We start from the raw sequence: 15603 nt of genomic DNA on the forward strand, positions 1-15603 counted from the left end.
GACTCTCTAGAACTTGTCCGGGTACAGCAGCGCTGCCACCAGATATCCGACGACGCCGATTGCGGCGATCAACAGCACCACCGACACCGTGCCAGCCCCGGTCATCGCCCGGTCCCCCGCTCCAGTGCGAACAGCAGTCCAGCGCACGCGGCTATCGCGAGCACGGCGATGCCGACCATTACGACGTCAGCCATCTCCCGGCCTCCTCAATCCGACGGCCCGCCGGTCCGGCGGGCTCGGACCTCACGCTCGTCGCACGAGATGCGCTGCGCCAGATGCCTTAACGCGATCTATACGGCGGCGCCGAGGATCTTGACGGCTCCATTCACACCGCATGCCCCCACGCTCGGCGATTTGCGCGCGGACCGCCGTCTCCGGTGTAGTTGCATGGTCCAGCTCACCCTGAGGAGTTTCACGTGAAGCGCAGCATCCAGTTGGCCACCGTCGGCGCGACCGCCGCTCTCGCCGCGACCGTCGGCGCCGCATTCGCCCCGGGCGACGCCGCGGCCGGCGTCGTCGGCGGGTACCAGCAGCCGGCATCCGGAGCCGTCTCGATCACCTCCGGGACCAACGAGATCAACGTGATGGTGATCAACCGCAAGGACGCGGACCAGTGCACCGTCACCGCCACCCGGAAGGACGCCAAGACCGGCACCAAGACGTTGACCCGCACCGTGAAGCTCAACACGCTGAACCAGCACACCGGCATCGCGAACTTCGCAGGGATGTTCAACAAGACCGACTACACCGTCTCCGGCACCTGCGTCGGAACCAAGGCGACCGAGCCGTCGGACGAGCCGGGAGACGCGAAGTCCGGAGAAGCGAAGTCCGACGCCGCCGAGACCGGCGAGCAGATCACCACCAACCTCCTCGGCGGGACCAACAAGGTCGTCGTGAAGGTCGACAACTCGGTGAACTCGAACTACGCGCAGTGCTTGCAGATCGTCAAGGGTGTGTCGTGGGATCTCGGCCTCCGCGGCGCACCGCTGGAGACCGTCATGAAGATCGCCACGACCTTCTGCCCGCGGTAGCCGCCGCAGTCACGCGGCTGCCGGCGCCGACGTGAGCGTCCTGCGCGCGTTCGACCGCAACTCCCTTCGCGGCCGGTTCGGCTGGTCGGTGTCCGCAGGCTCACGGAACCAGGGATACCGATCGTGGCCGATGAAGACCTCCCACCCCGATTTATGAATCAGCGTGTGGTGCATCCGGCACAGCAGAACGCTGTTGTCGAGCGACGTCTCTCCACCCTGCGACCACGGAATGCAGTGATGCGCATCGGTCCATCCGACGGGCCGGCCGCACCCTGGGAATGCGCACCCTCGATCTCGCACTTCGAGTGCCCTTCTGATCCCCGCCGTGACCAGCCGCTGTTCACGGCCGACGTCCAGCGGCACCGACTCGCCGTCGATCACGATGCGCCGCACCGCCGCATCGCAGAGAACCAGACCCACCGTCGCGGACGACACCGGCCCGGTGTAGCCGAGCGACGAGACCCTCTGCTCCGTCTCCGACCGCCTGCCACTCACACGTTCCTCCGTGCGACTCGGCACGACCAGAGTGACGTGCGGAAGGACGCCGCCGCTCGACGGGCGATCGCGTCCGCTGAGGAAGGAGCGGACTATCTGCCCGAACGCATCTGCACGCCGCCGTCCCACCGCGCGCGGATCGGGTGAGCCGTCCGGCAGCGGCACCGGTCGGCACAACCGATCCAGCGCCGCGCTGAGTTCCTCTCCGGTGAGCACATCCACGTCGAGCGTCGCCGAGATCCGACCGTCGGCCCCGACTGCCAGACTCATCTCATTGAGCTCCGAGTTCTCCGCGACCGGCACCGAGTCCGGATCGGATTCATCGAGCTCCGGAGCCCATTCGAGCGCGAGTTCCCGCGCTCGGCGAGCCACACCCGCCGGAGTCTCCTGCACCGTCAGCCGCCGAGCCAGATCCTCACGCGCCGCGGAGTCGAGCGGGATCCGCTTCTCCACGAACGCGATCCCGCGTCCGACAGCATCGACGTGTTCCACTGAGACACCGCCTGCGCGCGCCTGCCGCGACAACGACGGGAGCGTCGCCGCGACGCCACCCACCCGAGCGAGACGATGTGCCGCCGCCGGCGAGTGACCGAGTCCTTTCAACAGGTCGACGACCGATCTCACTCGCTTGCGAGTCGGAAGCCCCGATCGCGCGGCAGCCTCCGACACTCCAGCCAACGCCGTCGTCGTCAGATTGAGCAAGCGGGTCAACTCCGCCATCAACACGAGGAGTTCGCGGTCGTCGACGCCAGCGCGAGCCACCGAGTCGATCAGTCGCGCGAGCGAACCTCCCGACTCGCCTCCCATTGCCGGAGACAATTCGTCCGACAGACGATCGGCGAACTCCTTCACAGCTTCAGTCAGATTCATGATTCCCCCTTTCGCACGGCCTCCCTCGCCGCGATCGATTCGCAACGCACTGCATCACGCAACAAGCACGCCAGGGTCGCTCAACAGTCACCCCGAGCCGGGTGCCGGTCCGACGAATCCGAACCGGCACCCGACCCCATCTGCACTTTCGATTCTCAAAGAACTCGAAGCATCCCCCGAAGAGACCTTCACGCTCGATCTGTGATCTATGCTACATTCTACTTCTAGATCGCACAAGTGTTCGATTCGCCGGGTGGGGTCTCATCCATGGACTCGTACCCAGGAAGGATTATTCCTAGGCAACTACCGGGCCTGGGCCACGTCAACAGAAGTGGGAAGACTGGATGCAGCGGCCGACAGAGACATACCCATCACATGATCGGCCGAGAATCGACAGAGAGGCGAGCACGTGTCCAACGGCATCAAGCACATCAAGTTCCAGAACCCGGACATGTTCTGGGAGATCGCGGCGGACCTCTACTTTCCGCCGTCGTTCGACGAATCCAAGAAGTACCCGACCGTCATCAGCGCGCATCCGATCGGCAGCTGCAAGGAGCAGACCGCGGGCAACATCTACGCCACGCGCCTGGCCGACGAGGGCTACGTGGTCATCGCCTTCGACGCCAGCTTTCAGGGTGAGAGCGGCGGCACCCCACGGCTGATCGAGGATCCGACCCAGCGTGTGGAGGACTTCCGCCGGGTGGTCGACTACCTCACGACGCTCCCCTACGTCGACACCGACCGAATCGGCGCGCTGGGTGTGTGCGGCGGCGGCGGATACGTGCTCGCTTCGGCGCAGAGCGAGAAGCGGATCAAGACAGTTGTCTCGATCACCGGCGTGAACTACGGTCGCATGGTCCGCGAGAACGCGGCGGCAGCCGGCGGCCCGGTGGCCGCGCTCAAACAGATCGCCGAGCAGCGCACCGCCGAGGCCGCGGGAGCCGAGGGCGCGATCAGTGCTGCTCTGCCGCCATCGGCCGAGGCCGCGCAGCAGATCGGCGACATCGACGTCGTCGAGGCCTGCGACTACTACTGCACCCCGCGCGGACAGTCCGCGAACGGCAAGGCGATCTTCGACGTCGCACACGGCGCGTCGGCCATGGTGTGGGACGCCTTCGCCTTCGCCGAGACGCTGCTGACCCAGCCGATCATGGTCGTCGTCGGCGACAAGCCCGGAGCATTCGGCGCCTACCGCGACGGATTCGAGATCAACCGCCGCGCGGCGTCCGAGGTCAAGGAACTGGTGGTGCTCCCCGGCGTCTCGCACTACGACCTGTACGACCAGCCGCGGGGTGCGGGTGCGGCATTGGAGAAGGTCATTCCCTTCCTGGCCGCGAACCTCTGATCCATCCGACACGACGGAGGTCCCGCACTCGAAACCCGAGTGCGGGACCTCTGTGCGATTCCGTCGGTACCGCTCAACCGGCGGATCTCAACCGATGAGATTCAACGAGGCTCGGCTCAGCCGACCACGAGGGTCTCACCGTCGCCGCTGACGTCCACCGGGACGGTGTCGCCGTCGCGGACCCTGCCGGCCAGCAACGCCTTCGCGAGCTGGTCGCCGATGGCCTGCTGCACCAGGCGACGCAGCGGACGCGCACCGTAGAGCGGATCGAATCCGCGTTCGGCCAGCCATTCCTTGGCCTTCGGCGTCACCTCCAGTTCGAGACGACGCTGGTGCAGACGCTTGGCCAGGTTGTCGAGCTGGATGTCGACGATCCGGACCAACTGCTCGGGCGAGAGGGAGTCGAAGATGACCACATCGTCGAGCCTGTTGATGAACTCCGGCTTGAACGCCGCGCGGACGGCCGCCATCACCTGATCCTTGTCACCGCCGGCGCCCAGGTTGGACGTCAGGATGAGGATGGTGTTGCGGAAGTCCACCGTGCGTCCCTGACCGTCGGTCAACCGCCCCTCGTCGAGCACCTGCAGCAGCACGTCGAAGACGTCCGGGTGAGCCTTCTCGACCTCGTCGAACAGGACCACCGAGTACGGACGACGACGCACCGCCTCGGTCAGCTGGCCACCGGCTTCGTACCCCACGTACCCGGGAGGCGCACCGACGAGCCGCGCGACGCTGTGCTTCTCGCCGTACTCGCTCATGTCGATCCTCACGATCGCTCGTTCGTCGTCGAACATGAACTCGGCCAGGGCCTTCGCCAGCTCGGTCTTGCCGGTTCCGGTGGGACCGAGGAACAGGAACGAGCCCAGCGGACGGTTGGGATCGGCGACGCCCGCGCGAGCGCGTCGGACCGCGTCGGAGACGGCCTTGACCGCCTCGAGCTGACCGATGACTCGCTTGCCCAGCTCGTCCTCCATGCGCAGCAGCTTGGCCGTCTCACCCTCGAGCATCTTGCCCGCGGGCACGCCCGTCCACGCCGAGACCACCTCGGCGACCTGGTCGGGACCGACCTCCTCCTGCAGCATCACGTCCTCGTCGGGATCGGTGCCGCTCTTCTCGATCGCGGCCTCCAACTCCTTCTCGAGGCCGGGGATCCGGCCGTACCGGAGCTCGGCGGCCCTCCCGAGATCACCGTCGCGCTCGGCCCGCTCGGCCTCGCCGCGCAGACGCTCCAGTTCCTCCTTCACATCGCGGACGGCGTCGATGGCGGTCTTCTCCGACTGCCAACGGGCCGACAGCTCGTTGAGCTTCTCGCGGTGATCGGCCAGCTCGCGGCGCAATGCCTCGAGTCGTTCCTTGGACGCGGCGTCGGTCTCCTTCTCCAAGGCGACCTCCTCCACTTCCAGGCGCCGGACGATGCGCTCCACCTCGTCGATCTCGACCGGACGCGAGTCGATCTCCATCCGCAACCGGGACGCGGCCTCGTCGACCAGGTCGATCGCCTTGTCGGGCAGGAACCGCGACGTGATGTAGCGGTCGGAGAGCGTCGCGGCAGCCACCAGAGCCGAGTCGGTGATGCGCACGCCGTGATGCACCTCGTACCGGTCCTTGAGTCCGCGAAGGATGCCGATGGTGTCCTCCACCGACGGCTCACCGACGTACACCTGCTGGAACCGGCGTTCGAGGGCCGCGTCCTTCTCGATGTACTTGCGGTACTCCTCGAGCGTGGTGGCACCGACCAGCCGCAGCTCACCGCGGGCGAGCATCGGCTTGATCATGTTGCCCGCGTCCATCGCGGACTCACCGGTCGCACCGGCACCGACGATGGTGTGCAACTCGTCGATGAACGTGATGATCTGTCCGTCCGACGCCTTGATCTCGTCGAGGACCGCCTTCAGCCGCTCCTCGAACTCGCCGCGGTACTTGGCGCCCGCGACCATCGAACCGAGGTCGAGCGAGATGACGGTCTTGCCGCGCAACGACTCCGGGACATCGCCGGCCACCACGCGCTGGGCCAGACCCTCCACGATGGCGGTCTTGCCGACGCCCGGCTCGCCGATGAGCACCGGGTTGTTCTTGGTACGGCGTGAGAGCACCTGGACCACGCGGCGGATCTCGGAATCGCGGCCGATCACCGGGTCGAGCTCGCCTTCGCGAGCGCGCTTGGTGAGGTCGGTGGAGTACTTCTCCAGCGACTGGTACGTCGCTTCCGGGTTCTCGCTGGTGACGCGCGCTGTGCCCCGGACGGACACGAACGCGTCACGCAGTGCCTCCGGCGTGGCGCCTGCGCCGGCCAGCAGTCGTGCAGTCTCCGACTCACCGGTGGCCAGTCCGACCATCAAATGTTCGGTCGAGACGTACTCGTCGGAGAGTTCGGTGGCCAGCTTCTGCGCAGCGGTGATCGCCGCGATGGACTCGCGGCTCAGCTGCGGCTGCGCGCTCGCACTCGACACGGTCGGAGCCCGGTCAACGAGGGTCTTGGCCTCGTTCCGGATCCGCACGGGGTCGACGCCGACCGCCTTGAGCAGCGGCGATGCGATGCCGTCGGTCTGCTCGAGGAGTGCGACGAGGATGTGGGCCGGCCGCACGTCGGGGTTGCCCGCCGCGGCCGCGTCTTGGACGGCAGCCTGCAGTGCAGCCTGTGTCTTGGTGGTGGGGGTGAAGCTGTCCACTGACATTCGCCTTTCTGTTGAGCTGTCCGGTTCGGCACTGCCGAACCTAAGTCTACGAGGCTCAGGTTTGCCTCTCGAGTAGTTCAACTATCTGAAAGTTGAGTCCATTCCACTAAACCCCAGGGGTTGTCAGTGATACAGGACACAGGTCGAATGTAGCCCCACCTGCAACTGTCGTCCGACGTCGACGAGTCTTCGACGCCGCGCTTCGACGAACGTTTCGTCCGGAGCACGCATCGCGCTTCCAGCCGCGTCACACCGTCACAAGCTGCACGGCATCTGTGCGTACGCGGAGATGTCGCACACCGACTTGTCGGACAGCTTCCATGCGCTGTCCTTCCACACCCACCGCAGCGGAATATAGCGCGAGCCCGACCCCGGAAGGGTCATCTGCAGTCGGGCGTTCGCCGTGGTGCCGTTCTGCGTCAACGGGCCCACCACCTGGTACCGGAAGCCGGTGTACGAATACTGCTTCACCAGGTACAGCACTTTCGAGATGGGACCGACCGCGCGGGAACCGCCCTCGAGGAGCTTCGCCTTCTGAGCGGACGACGAATTGCCGGACAGCGTCGTCAACTGGCTGTTGAACTCGGCGAGCGTCGGCGGAGTGGGACCGGATCCCTGCGACTGAGCGGTCGTCGGCGCCTGCTGCCTGGTGGCGACGACGGGGGCTCCGGGTGCGAGTCCGGGCTCGTCGGTCGCCGGCGCGTCTTCGGCGACCGACGCCGACGCGTCGGCCGTGGCCGCCGGGGTCGCGTTCCGCCCTGGACCGCAGGGGCCTGCTGGGTGTCACCGAGACTCACCACGGTGGCAGGCGATTGCGCAGCAGTCGTGGGAGCGGCACCGCTGAGCATCATGGCGACCACGCCGACCACGACGATCAGGGACGAGATCACGGCAGCCAGACCGGCCGCGGCGATCACCGTCGGCGAATTGACACCGGTACCCGACTGACCTGTTCTCCGACTCATTCTTCCTGCACTCCTGATCGCCCCTGGACAACCGTCTGCCCGGCTGTCCGATCGCGCACCACCGCGCGACACAATTTAGGCAAGGCTAAACTATGCAGTCGAATGCGGCAACGCCGACCTCTACCGTTCGCGCTGCGCCGCGACGACGCCGTTCTCATACGCGCAGATGACCAAGTGCACGCGGTCGCGGGCATCGAGCTTCGTGAGCAGTCGTCCGATATGAGTCTTGACAGTGGTGATCCCCAGGTGCAGGCGGTCGGCGATCTCACCATTGGGCAGTCCTGCGGCGACCAGTTCGAACACGTCCCGCTCGCGGTCGGTGAGACGGTCGAGTTCACCGCTGCGCACCGCCGGCCGCTCCGGCGAACGCCCGAGCTCGGTGATGAGTCGCCTGGTGATCGACGGCGAGAGCAACGCATCACCGCGGGCGACGGTGCGAATCGCTTCCAGCATCTGCTCCGGCGGCGTGTCTTTGAGCAGGAACCCACTGGCCCCGCCGCGGAGCGCGGCGAAGACGTATTCGTCGTCGTCGAACGTGGTGACGATCAGCACTCGGGCCGCGGCGTCGTCCGCGACGATCAGACGGGTGGCCTCGATTCCGTCGATGCCGGGCATCCGGATGTCCATCACCACCACGTCGGGCGCAAGCCGGCGGGCGGCGCGGACCGCCTCGCCTCCGTCCCCGGCTTCACCGACAGCGGTCAGGTCGGACGCCGAGTCGATCAGCAGCCGGAATCCGGCGCGCACGAGCTGTTCGTCGTCCACCACCAGCACGGTGGTCGTGTCCGCGGGATCGTTCACGGCGCGCCCGCCGCGTCCGTCACCCGCACGGGCAGTCGTGCCCGGACAGTGAATCCACCGTCCGGATCTGGACCGGCGACGACGTCCCCGCCGAGGAGTTCGACGCGCTCACCGATTCCGGCGAGGCCGAGCCCGGCACCGACCGGATCGGACGGCACCCCGTGTCCGCCGTCGTCGGACACGGTCAGCAACAGGTGGTCCGGACGGTGGGTGAGCCGGACGGTCACCGCGGCGCCCGGAGCATGCTTGACGGCGTTCGTGACGGCCTCCTGAACGATTCGATATCCGGAGAGTTCCACCGCGGGCGGATACGACCTCGGCGGTCCGTCCTCGACGACTCTCACCGAGACCACCCCATCGTCGCTGATCTGCGCCGCGAGCGCGGTGAGGTCGGCCAACCCGGGGGCCGCAGCCGCGTCGCCCGGCGCAGTTTCGCGGATCTCACGCAACAGTCCGCGGAGATCGGACAGGGCCGAGCGGCCCGCAGTCTCGATGGTCGCGAGTGCGCGGCGTGCCTCCTCGGGCTGCTCGTCGAAGACCACTCGGCCGATCCCGGCACGGACGACGATCATGCTCAGCCCGTGCGAGACGACATCGTGGACCTCGCGCGAGAGGCGGAGATGGTCCTCGGCTCGCAATCGACGCTGCCGCTCCAGCGCCGACAGCCGTTCCTGTTCCCGCACCCGAGCCTGGAACTTCCGTCGGCTCCGCGTCGCGTCGCCGATGATCCAGGCCGGAACAGCGAGAAGCAGGTGAACCGCGTCCTGCTCGATCTCGGGGTGCAGCGAGAAGGCGACCGCTCCGCCGAGCGAGACGACCAACACCGCGCCCGCAGTGACCACCGCCGACATCCGACGCGCGCAGCGGTCCGCAACCGTGTAGACGGCGATCGGGAACACAAGCCCGGCATCGGATACGAACGGCGTGAACTGCACGCGTAACAGCATCGCGGCCACCGACACCGCGGTGATCACGCACAGAACCGCGACGGGGCGTCGCCGTCGAAGTATCAGCGGAGCCGCGGCCAGCGCCCCGAACGCGGCTTGCGCGGCCGGAGACCCGTGACGGTCGACCACCCCGAGCAGCAGTGGCCCGGTGAACAGCGCGAAGCACGTGATTGCGATCGTCAGATCCACCAGCATCGCGAATCCGCCGGCGCCCAACCGGTTCTCGATTCGAACGTGCCACGGCGGTCGCGCCGACGGCACTGTCGACGGATGCACGGGATCTGCCATGTCTCTCAATCTAGAAAGGATGAGACTCCGGCCGCGTCATTCCGGAGTCCTCGCCTGACGTCCTCCCCCGGTACCACCCCGGCTAGCGGATCGTCTCGGAGTACCGCCGAGAAACCGGCTCGTAAGCCGACGACAGCCGAGACCGCCGGCGGCACCGTTGAGTCATGACCATTTCCACTTCACGTCCCTGCAGCAGTCGTTCCCACATCTCGTCGCTGTCGGCAGCCCTGTTCGGTTCCGCTTTCGTGGCGGGACTGATTCACGGTGCACTCCTCTACGCCGGGCGCTCGCCCGTCCACGAGCAGCATCAGGCCGGTACATCGGCGTGGTGGCAACACGCGGTACTGGCCGGGCTCGCGGCCGCTCTCGCGATGGCCGTCGGCATCCATCGCCGTCGCACGGGTCGCCGCAGACCGGTCGTTCTGCTGCCTCTCGGACGACGGGCGGCTCTTCGTGTCCGCCGCACGCTCAGAGCCGCAGCCGCGGGGCAGAGCCGTTGGCGCCTCGCGGCCGCCCTCCCGCCCACCGCACTGCTCGTGTTCTGCGTATACCGCGCCGGCGTCCAGGTCATCGGCGGGCTCGACCCGAACTTCACGGTCAACGCCTGGGGCGGACCCGGTTACATCGGCGCGATGGCGTGCCACTACCTGGACGCAGCACTCCTGATGGCGTCCGCCGCGTTGCTGCTGGACATGATCCTGCTCCCGGCAGACGACGGTGCGGTCCGTACCGGTCACACCGCGTCGCGTTCACGGGGCACCGCCGCGGGAACCGGGGGACGACCGGACAGGACTCCGTACATCGTCCTACCGTGCCAGTCGGTGGTCGCGAAGGGCTCGGCCGCCCAACCCGCCACGAACCAGTCCCGCAATTCCGGCGAGCCGGTCCAGGCGTAGAAGGGCCTGTCGCGCTCGGCGCAGTATCGTTCGACGACCCGCATCATGTCGATGAGCGTGCGACCGCCGCGTCCCCCGGGTTCGACCGTGGTGAGGGTGCAGTTGACCGCGTCCTCGACCGGCGACCACAGCGGCGGCTGTGTCCAGAGCTCGGCCAACCTCTCGCGCAGACCCGGTGTACGTGCTGCCACCTCGACGTCCGCGGGAGTTAGCGGCGGCTCACCGCCTGGCGACAGATCGACGTCGTGCGGCTGCCAGACGAGTACTCCGACCAGCCGCCCGTCGCTGCGGGCGCCCGTGACACACCCGACTCTCAGCAACGGACGAAGGAGCAGGCGAGCGAGCCACTCCCGCTTATCCGAATCGCCGATGTGCTCGCCCAGCAACCACTGGTAGAGCGGAATCTCCCGGATCCCGTGGGCGGCGAGCCGCACGGCCTCGGTCAGGTCGGTGTCATCAAGGGTGACGATCTCGGTCATTCATGCGGTCCCATCGCTGCGATCCGGTGCTCGACCGCACCGGGTGCCGGAAGAAAGCCGAGAGGTCGCTTCGCAATGAGCGAAGCGACCTCTCGTCGAATCGAGCTACGTCGTCTCGAACTACGGCGTCGCCGGGGTGTCTCCACCGCTGCTGCCACCGCTGGAGCCGAGGGCGTCCAGGATCGGGGTCAGGACGTCAATTTCGAGGCGAATCGGGCCTTCAGCCATTTCTCTACTCTTTTCTCTGTCGGGGAGAATCGTCCGATCGAACGTCAACCGAACGCGTTAATCACGTTGCGCCGTCGTGTCAGATCTATCACAGAATGACGGACTTTCGTTACAAAACCGTTATCTGGACAGTTGTCGGCGTTCGCCGTGAATACCCGGACCGACCAGGAGTTATGGGAGAAATCGGCGGATTTCGAGCTCTGGGCTCACTTGTTGTCCGCGAACCGCTCCACGGCCCGCCTCGGACCCGCGACGATCAACACATCGTCCTCATGAACCACGGTGTCGACGCCGGCGAACTCGAACGCGCCGTCGCCCTTCTTGATCGCGACGATGGTGACGCCATAGGTGCTCCGCACTCGGCTCGACTTGAGATCGAGACCGACGAGGTCGCGCGGTACCGACGACTTCCCCATCGCGAACTCGTGGTCGAACTCCGCGTAGTCGAGCAGCCGACGATCGATGACGAGATGCGCCACTCGCTCGCCCATCTCGTGCTCCGGCAGCACGACGTGATGGGCGCCGACGCGAGTGAGGATGCTCCCGTGCTGACGCGACAACGCCTTCGCCCAGATGTCGGGAACCTCCAGATCGGCGAGCACCGACGTGGTCAGCACACTGGCCTCGAGGTCGGCCCCGATGCAGACGATCACGTGATCGAACGTCTCGACGCCCAACTGGCGCAGCGCCTGTGGATCCGTCGAATCGATCACCGCGGCGTTCGGCAGGTCGTCGGAGTATCGCTGCACGAGGGCCGGATCGCTGTCCATCGCGAGCACCTCGACGCCCTGATTCACGAGCTCGATCGCCAGCGACGCCCCGAATCGGCCGAGACCGATGACGGCCACACGCCGCTCGTCGTCGCGAGTCCTTCTGAACCTAGCCAACGATCGGGCGCTCCTCGGGTCGTTCGAATCTGCGGGCCTTCTCCCGCAGCGCGAGAGCCGATCCCAGCGTAATCGGACCGAGGCGGCCGAGCAGCATCAACCCGACCAGAAGCAGTTGCGCCGCGCCGGGAAGGTCCGGCGTGATCCCCGTCGACAGGCCGACGGTGGCGAACGCCGACACCGTCTCGATCAGCACCGCGTCGAGGGTGTAGTCGGTGAGGTACATCAGCGCGAGCGTGGCGGCGACGACCGCGCCGACACCGAGGAGCGCGACGGTGATCGCCTGCCGCTGGACGTCCGGCCCGATCCGCCGCCTCATCGCATGCACGCTCGGCTCACCCCGGATCTCGCTCAAGATCACGTAGCCGAGGATCGCGAAGGTGGTGACCTTGATGCCGCCCGCGGTACCCGCACTGCCGCCGCCGATGAACATCAGGACGTCGGTCACCAGCAGCGAGCTCGACTTCATCGAGCCGACGTCGACGCTGTTGAATCCGGCCGTGCGCGGCGAGACTCCGGAGAACATGCCGGCGAGCAGCTTGTCGGAGAGTCCCAGATGGCCCAGCGTGGCCGGATTGGTCCACTCAGTGGCGGTCAGCGCCACCACGCCGACCACGGCCAGCGCCCCGTAGGTGACCAGTGTCATCCGGGTGTGCAACGACAGCCGCAGCCGGGCGGCGCGGCCCACACCCCGCAGCCGCAGTCCGGCGCGGCGCATCTCGCGCGCCAGCTCGAAGAGCACGGGGAAACCGAGTCCGCCGAGAATCAGCGCCGCCGAAACTGGCACGATGATCCACGGATCGCCGACGAAGCCGACGAGGTTGTCGCTGAAGAGGGCGAACCCGGCGTTGTTGAACGCCGAGACCGCATGGAAGACGCCGAGGTAGGCGGCACGCCCCGTCGACTCGCCGTAGCCGGTCGCGAACCGGACCGCGAGAATCGCCGCGACCACGGCCTCGATCACCACCGTGGTGCCGATCACCCCGAGAATCACCCGTCGGCCGTCGCCGAACACCGTGGACTTCGATTCCCGCTGCGCCGCCATCTGTGTCTGCAGCCGCACCCTCCGCGCGATGAGCAGACCGAAGATCGTCGCCAGCGACATCACCCCGAGTCCGCCCACCTGAATCAGCACCAGGATGACCACCTGGCCGAAGCCCGACCAGTGCTCGGCGGTGTCGACGACCGAGAGCCCGGTGACACAGGTCGCCGACGTCGCGGTGAACAATGCCGCCACCAGGCCCGTGCCCCGTCCGTCGGCCGACGACATCGGAAGCGTCAGCAGCACAGTTCCGGCGACGATGACGAGAACGAAGCCGATCAGGATCAGACGTGCAGGTCGTAGCGCCGGGCGTCGCCGGCCCGCGGCGGGCAGCATTTTCAGAAGACTACCCCGCACGGGCCGGAGACCCTTGACGAACCGACTCGCCTGCGTAGGATTGTCGACAATCAACAGACCGCGATCGAGAGAGACGGTCGATGTCATGAGCACACCGCACGCGAGCACCTGCGCACTCACCGCGTTGGAGCTGACCGAGGCCTATCGCGCCGGCACCCTCTCGCCGGTGGAGGCGACCGAAGAAGCTCTTGCTGCGATCACCCGCCTGGACCCCGTGCTGAACGCCTTCTGCCTGGTGGATCCCGAGGGAGCCCGTGCCGCGGCGCGCGCCGCCGAGCAACGCTACCGGCACGGCGATCCGCTCGGCCCGCTCGACGGCGTACCCGTGACGATCAAGGACATCTTCCTCACCGCGGACCACCCGACACTCCGCGGCTCGCGACTGCTGGCGGACGGGCAGGCGGCCGCCCCTCCGACCGACGACGCCCCGGCCGTGGCCGCGACGCGCGATGCCGGCTGCGTGGTCCTCGGCAAGACCACCACACCCGAGTTCGCGTGGAAAGCGGTGACCGATTCTCCGCTGACCGGGATCACGCGGAACCCCTACGACCCGGCACTGACTCCCGGTGGATCCAGCGGCGGGTCGGCGGCCGCCGTCGCCGCCGGACTCGGCCCGCTGTCGGTCGGCACCGACGGCGGCGGGTCGGTCCGGATCCCCGCCTCCTTCACCGGAACGGTCGCGCTGAAACCCACCTACGGCGTGGTGCCGATGTACCCGTCCAGCCCGTTCGGGACCCTCGCGCACGCCGGTCCGATGACCCGAACTGTCACGGACGCCGCCGCGTACATGGATGCGCTGGTCCGGCCGGACTACCGCGACTGGTCCGCGGTGCCGGCACGGGCGACGGCCCCCGAGCCCGGGGGATTTCTCGCGGCCGTGCTCGAGGGCACCCGCGTCGACCGCCCGCTTTCCAGCCTGCGGATCGCGTACAGCCGCGACCTCGGCTTCGGCACCAACCATCGAGACGTCGAGCGAGAGGTGAGCGCCGCGGCACGGACGCTCGAGAGCCTCGGCGCGCGGGTCGAGGAAGTGACGCTGGAACTCGCCGACCCGGCCGATGCCTTCCACGTCCTCTGGTTCGCCGGAGCCGCGGCCGTTCTGAAGCCGTTCGGCGACGATGTGTCCGACCGGATCGACCCCTCCCTGCGCGCGGCCCTGCACCGGCATTCGGAGTTCACCGCGCAGCACTACCTCGACGCCGTCGCCGTGCGGATGGCGCTCGGCGTCCAACTCGGCGCACTGCACACGGACTACGACCTGCTGCTGACTCCCACCACCCCCGTGCCGGCATTCCCGGTCGGGAGCGACGTCCCTCCGGGATGGCCCGACGACGACTGGACCTCGTGGACGCCGTACACCTACCTTTTCAATATGACTCAGCAACCCGCACTGTCGGTGCCGTGCGGCGTCACCGACAGCGGCCTTCCGGTCGGCGCTCAGCTCATCGGACCGCGCTTCGCCGATCTGCTGGTGATGCGGGCGGGAGCCGCGTTGCAGGCGGCAGTCGCCGACCGCGTACCGCGACCGCGGATCCACGCATGCTCCGAAGAAGCGTGAAGACGGGAAGCGGGATGACGGGAAGCGTGATGACAGCGAGCGACCGTCCGGCGAGTTCGTTGGAACCCGTCGTCCAGGAATCGACCCCCGCGATCATCGCCCGCGCCCTGCGCCGGGCGATCTCCGCCGGAGAGTTCCCGCCCGGATCCCAACTCGGCGAAGCCACCCTGGCGAAGCAGCTCGGAGTCAGCCGGGGACCGTTGCGCGAGGCGATGCAGCGGCTCACCCAGGAGGGACTCCTGATCTCGCGCCGCAATCGGGGCCTGTTCGTTCCCGAACTGACCGCCGACGCCGTCGCCGACATGTACCTGCTGCGTACGACGATCGAACGCGCCGCGGTGGAGCGGATCCTCGCGGCCGGAACGGGGCCGTCATGCGCCGACCGTCTCGACGCCGTGGTCGCGCGGATGTCGGCGGCTGCGACGAGACGCGACTCCCCTGCGATGATGGCCGCCGACCTGGAGTTCCACCGCACCATCGTGGAGTCCGCCGAGAGCGACCGGCTCTCGCGGGTGCACGAGACGGTGATCGTCGAGACGAGCATGTGTCTTCGGGCCATGGCGCCGACATACGCTCCTGGCTCGGACCGGGTGTCGGAGCACCGCGAGATCGCCGACGCCGTTCGCGCCGGCGACCGGACTCGTGCGGTCGCCGTCCTGGAAGCGCACATGAGCGACGGGCTGGCCCGGTTGACCGGCGGCACAGCCGAACCGGCCGCCGGCCACCTGCCGTAGCGGGC

Annotated in this window: 14 protein-coding genes; 5 read left to right on the forward strand and 9 right to left on the reverse strand. The window is 67.7% G+C overall.

Features of this window, described 5'->3' with window-relative positions:
* Positions 1-6: 6 nt before the first annotated feature.
* The gene (locus tag P5P27_RS16680; protein ID WP_081598092.1) at positions 7-105 is read right to left on the reverse strand and encodes a potassium-transporting ATPase subunit F; all 99 of its coding nucleotides are present in this window, start codon (positions 103-105) and stop codon (positions 7-9) included.
* A gap of 311 nt (positions 106-416) precedes the next feature.
* Between P5P27_RS16680 and P5P27_RS16685 the strand changes: the two genes are divergently transcribed.
* Positions 417-1031 (forward strand): hypothetical protein, encoded by a 615-nt coding sequence (locus P5P27_RS16685; protein ID WP_278125104.1) that lies wholly within the window; start codon positions 417-419, stop codon positions 1029-1031.
* A 9-nt stretch (positions 1032-1040) separates the two neighbouring features.
* Here the strand turns inward: P5P27_RS16685 and P5P27_RS16690 are convergent, their stop codons facing one another.
* Positions 1041-2396 carry an HNH endonuclease signature motif containing protein gene (locus tag P5P27_RS16690; protein WP_278125105.1) on the reverse strand — a complete coding sequence of 452 codons (1356 nt, stop codon included), beginning with the start codon at positions 2394-2396 and terminating at the stop codon, positions 1041-1043.
* A gap of 409 nt (positions 2397-2805) precedes the next feature.
* On the opposite strand from P5P27_RS16690, the gene P5P27_RS16695 reads away from it, so the two are divergent.
* The gene (locus P5P27_RS16695) at positions 2806-3741 is read left to right on the forward strand and encodes an alpha/beta hydrolase (protein ID WP_278125107.1); all 936 of its coding nucleotides are present in this window, start codon (positions 2806-2808) and stop codon (positions 3739-3741) included.
* A 116-nt stretch (positions 3742-3857) separates the two neighbouring features.
* Here P5P27_RS16695 and clpB read toward each other — a convergent pair whose 3' ends face one another.
* Complete coding sequence (clpB, locus tag P5P27_RS16700; RefSeq protein ID WP_006896116.1) at positions 3858-6410, reverse strand: ATP-dependent chaperone ClpB; 2553 nt, start codon at positions 6408-6410, stop codon at positions 3858-3860.
* A 261-nt stretch (positions 6411-6671) separates the two neighbouring features.
* Complete coding sequence (locus P5P27_RS16705; RefSeq protein WP_278125109.1) at positions 6672-6986, reverse strand: MTB12 C-terminal domain-containing protein; 315 nt, start codon at positions 6984-6986, stop codon at positions 6672-6674.
* Positions 6987-7217: 231 nt separating this feature from the next.
* On the opposite strand from P5P27_RS16705, the gene P5P27_RS16710 reads away from it, so the two are divergent.
* Positions 7218-7364, forward strand: coding sequence for a hypothetical protein (locus tag P5P27_RS16710; protein ID WP_278125111.1), 147 nt, complete (start codon positions 7218-7220; stop codon positions 7362-7364).
* A 137-nt stretch (positions 7365-7501) separates the two neighbouring features.
* On the opposite strand, the gene P5P27_RS16715 is transcribed toward P5P27_RS16710, so the two are convergent.
* From P5P27_RS16715 to P5P27_RS16735, 5 genes are all read right to left on the reverse strand, one after another.
* The gene (locus P5P27_RS16715; protein WP_278125112.1) at positions 7502-8182 is read right to left on the reverse strand and encodes a response regulator; all 681 of its coding nucleotides are present in this window, start codon (positions 8180-8182) and stop codon (positions 7502-7504) included.
* Positions 8179-9417: a sensor histidine kinase gene (locus P5P27_RS16720; RefSeq protein ID WP_278125114.1), complete on the reverse strand. Its 1239-nt coding sequence runs from the start codon at positions 9415-9417 to the stop codon at positions 8179-8181. The genes P5P27_RS16715 and P5P27_RS16720 overlap by 4 nt, the downstream gene beginning before the upstream one ends.
* A 733-nt stretch (positions 9418-10150) precedes the next feature.
* Positions 10151-10792 (reverse strand): hypothetical protein, encoded by a 642-nt coding sequence (locus P5P27_RS16725; RefSeq protein ID WP_278125115.1) that lies wholly within the window; start codon positions 10790-10792, stop codon positions 10151-10153.
* Positions 10793-11226: 434 nt separating this feature from the next.
* On the reverse strand, positions 11227-11907 hold the full coding sequence (locus P5P27_RS16730; RefSeq protein ID WP_278125117.1) for a potassium channel family protein: 681 nt from the start codon (positions 11905-11907) through the stop codon (positions 11227-11229).
* The gene (locus P5P27_RS16735) at positions 11900-13285 is read right to left on the reverse strand and encodes a TrkH family potassium uptake protein (protein WP_278127459.1); all 1386 of its coding nucleotides are present in this window, start codon (positions 13283-13285) and stop codon (positions 11900-11902) included. The genes P5P27_RS16730 and P5P27_RS16735 overlap by 8 nt, the downstream gene beginning before the upstream one ends.
* Before the next feature lie 106 nt (positions 13286-13391).
* Here P5P27_RS16735 and P5P27_RS16740 point away from each other — a divergent pair, with 106 nt between their 5' ends.
* Together P5P27_RS16740 and P5P27_RS16745 are read left to right on the forward strand one after the other, a co-directional pair.
* Positions 13392-14864 carry an amidase gene (locus P5P27_RS16740; RefSeq protein WP_278125118.1) on the forward strand — a complete coding sequence of 491 codons (1473 nt, stop codon included), beginning with the start codon at positions 13392-13394 and terminating at the stop codon, positions 14862-14864.
* A 29-nt stretch (positions 14865-14893) separates the two neighbouring features.
* Positions 14894-15598 (forward strand): GntR family transcriptional regulator, encoded by a 705-nt coding sequence (locus tag P5P27_RS16745; RefSeq protein ID WP_039867311.1) that lies wholly within the window; start codon positions 14894-14896, stop codon positions 15596-15598.
* Positions 15599-15603: the final 5 nt, after the last annotated feature.

Source organism: Gordonia sihwensis (genome assembly GCF_029632925.1).
Classification (GTDB): Bacteria; Actinomycetota; Actinomycetes; order Mycobacteriales; family Mycobacteriaceae; genus Gordonia; species Gordonia sihwensis.

Excerpts from the sequence above, each read along its gene's own strand:
- P5P27_RS16680 (WP_081598092.1), bottom strand. The coding sequence starts at position 105 with ATGACCGGGGCTGGCACGGTGTCGGTGGTGCTGTTGATCGCCGCAATC.
- P5P27_RS16690 (WP_278125105.1), bottom strand. The coding sequence starts at position 2,396 with ATGAATCTGACTGAAGCTGTGAAGGAGTTCGCCGATCGTCTGTCGGAC.
- P5P27_RS16720 (WP_278125114.1), bottom strand. The coding sequence starts at position 9,417 with ATGGCAGATCCCGTGCATCCGTCGACAGTGCCGTCGGCGCGACCGCCG.
- P5P27_RS16725 (WP_278125115.1), bottom strand. The coding sequence starts at position 10,792 with ATGACCGAGATCGTCACCCTTGATGACACCGACCTGACCGAGGCCGTG.
- P5P27_RS16735 (WP_278127459.1), bottom strand. The coding sequence starts at position 13,285 with ATGCTGCCCGCCGCGGGCCGGCGACGCCCGGCGCTACGACCTGCACGT.
- P5P27_RS16740 (WP_278125118.1), top strand. The coding sequence starts at position 13,392 with ATGAGCACACCGCACGCGAGCACCTGCGCACTCACCGCGTTGGAGCTG.
- P5P27_RS16745 (WP_039867311.1), top strand. The coding sequence starts at position 14,894 with ATGACAGCGAGCGACCGTCCGGCGAGTTCGTTGGAACCCGTCGTCCAG.